Annotated in this window: 3 protein-coding genes; 2 read left to right on the top strand and 1 reads right to left on the bottom strand. The window is 55.6% G+C overall.

Annotated features, from left to right (window positions below):
- Window positions 1–199: hypothetical protein (locus AD944_RS17175; protein WP_211263315.1), on the bottom strand; the 199-nt coding region annotated here is incomplete at its 3' end.
- A 705-nt stretch (window positions 200–904) separates the two neighbouring features.
- Between AD944_RS17175 and AD944_RS00605 the strand changes: the two genes are divergently transcribed.
- On the top strand, window positions 905–1,822 hold the full coding sequence (locus AD944_RS00605) for a protein rep (protein WP_261763987.1): 918 nt from the start codon (window positions 905–907) through the stop codon (window positions 1,820–1,822).
- Between the two features lie 14 nt (window positions 1,823–1,836).
- On the top strand, window positions 1,837–2,085 hold the full coding sequence (locus tag AD944_RS00610) for a hypothetical protein (RefSeq protein ID WP_146881277.1): 249 nt from the start codon (window positions 1,837–1,839) through the stop codon (window positions 2,083–2,085).
- Window positions 2,086–2,515: the final 430 nt, after the last annotated feature.

Consider the following 2,515-nt stretch of genomic DNA (forward strand, 5'->3'; position numbering starts at 1 on the left):
TTCTGGCCGCTGTTATTGCGTCGAATGTGGTGAGTTTCATGCTCGCGTTTTGTTCTGGCATTTGTTTACTCAAAATTAAGGATTGGAGTGAGCTGACCGGAAGGGCGCACTTACACAAACTTTCGTTTGGGGTGCTCTGTTCCAGAATGGCGCACTTATACAAACTCTCGTTTGCCCCCTTTTTGGGGTGTGCGGCCAAGGGTTCCCCTTAGCGATCTTGAGGCACCCCGGACGGCCCCACAGGGCCGGGCTACGCCGCTCCCGCTCTGCGCTCGCTCCGGGTTGTCAGGTGGTGCCTGCTGGCCCGTCTGGACGGCTTAGGGAGGGGCAACGGGCGGGGCAGTTACCACCCCTTCCCCCCATTCCGTGACGTGTCACGTTTGGCCTCTGACCCTTCCAGTTCGCTCCCGCCCCTTGAGCAAGCAGACGGGCACAGCACAAAGCCGGTGCAGCACCAGAGCGAGCGCAGAGCGGGAGCGCCGTAGGCCGCCGGTAGGCGTCTGGTGGGGGGTGGTGATTGCCCGCACATCAGAGCCGAAAGGAAAGGGCTGGGAGAGGGGAAGCAGTAGCGCCGCACCGCGAGCCCCGGAGCCGTGCGAGGACGTGCGCGGGGCGGCGAAAATGCGGTTTCCGCACCTTGTATTTATACTTAAGGGATAAATGGCGGTCGTGGTTTGAGGGTCTAGCCCTAGAGCGACTGCGGTTTTTTGGAGATTTGACCCGTAGAAGAAAACCCCTGTATCTTGGGAGCTGCTTAGACAACCAAAACAACAGGGGTTTTTCCGTGCATTGCTGCACCTGCGGGATACATAACACACGTCGTAAACGACACCAAGATGCATCTCTTGCCGACATCTCTCCACGAGATAAATCGTGGGACGTTCATCGGGCGCAGGCGCAGGACGTGCAGGCCATTTATGGCGAGGCGAGAGAGTTTGAGAGGCTGGCGGAGCGGATTGGGAAGTGTTCGGGGGTTCTGCGGTTCAGTGAAACCCATGACCCGGAGACCGGTGAAGTCCGGTTAAAACTCAAGGAAGCGCAGTTTTGCCGGGTGCGTCATTGCCCGGTATGTCAGTCGAGGCGTTCGCTCATGTGGCAGGCTCGTTTCTATCAAGCTCTTCCCGGCCTCATAGAAGCCCATAGAGGGGCACGCTGGCTCTTTCTGACCCTCACGGTGCGGAATTGCCCTGTAGACGATCTACGGGGCACTCTGAAGGCTATGAACGATAGCTGGCGGCGTTTGGTGAAGCGGCCAGAGTTCAAACCTGTAAAGGGTTGGATACGGACGACCGAGGTGACGCGGGGCAAGGACGGTTCAGCACATCCGCACTTTCATGCGCTGCTTATGGTGCCTCCCTCTTGGTTTACCCGTCATTACGTCAAACAGGCCCGCTGGGTGGAAGTGTGGCAGTCCTGCGCTCGGTTGAACTATGCCCCCAGTGTGGACGTGCGGGCGGTGCATCCACGCAAGGGAGAGGACGGCACACAGGCCATTCAGCAGGCGGCGGCGGAAACCCTGAAATATGCGGTGAAGCCTGCCGACATGACCACAGACCCGGAATGGTTCATGGAGTTGACCAGGCAAGTCCATAAGCTCCGGTTTGTAGCAACGGGCGGGGCGCTCAAGAACGTGCTCAAGGAAGGGCAGGAGAGCGACGAGGAACTTGCTCTGACCGATGGAGACGGGGAACAGGACGATGGGGGGCGTGTCGGGTTTAACTGGCGACCGGCTGACCGGAAATATCGCCGTTACCGTCAGGCCGATGCGGAACCGTCAGGTGTCATTCACGATCCCAGACAAAGCGACATTGAAGATTTTTAGCGAATGGAGAGCACATGACAAATCGACGTTTTATGGTGATGGACGAAGATCCTGAGCCGATTTTTTTCGATGATAAGTCATTGGCTGAGGAGTTTTGTAGGAGTGCTGAAATACCAAGTTTCTTCGAAGTTGCGCCGCTGCCGAAGTTCGATGTTACGCCAAAATGTGTGTGGTTTTTAACTGATACCGGTTCGGTCAGTCGGTCATGGGAAAGTGTTTTAGCTGACGGTCATCATGACGAGCAGGCAAAGAAAAAACACTGAGTTGTTGGAGTAAAGAGACCTCCCCGCGACATGTTGGCCGCCATATCGCGGGGGTGGTGAAACAGTTGCCGCTGTTCCACCCGGCGTCCCATTTAAGGAGTTTTTGCAGCGTAATTTGTCGCTGTTTTTCTGTCAAAATGTCTGGTTCGTTTTGGTGCGATTTAGTGCGTTTTGGTGCGTTTTGGTGCGCGATGTAGATGCAATAATATAAAGGGCTTTTTTGGTTTCAGGTGGTTTGGTAGATTGAATATAAAGAAGTTCCTATAGAGTGAATTTCTGGTTGAGCCTTGGGGGTGTGACGTGTGGTGCGTCATGCCCCTTTTTTGTTTGTGGCGCGTGCAAGAGCAATGACCCGTTGAGCGTGTTTTAATGCTTCCGGGTTGTTGTCGGCTTGAGCAGTTCTTTTTGCACGTCTGGATTTCTGGCCGCT

Source organism: Acetobacter tropicalis, assembly GCF_001580915.1.
GTDB classification, from domain to species: domain Bacteria; phylum Pseudomonadota; class Alphaproteobacteria; order Acetobacterales; family Acetobacteraceae; genus Acetobacter; species Acetobacter tropicalis.

Coding starts and splice junctions, on each gene's coding strand:
- AD944_RS00610 (WP_146881277.1), top strand. CDS start 1,837: ATGACAAATCGACGTTTTATGGTGATGGACGAAGATCCTGAGCCGATT.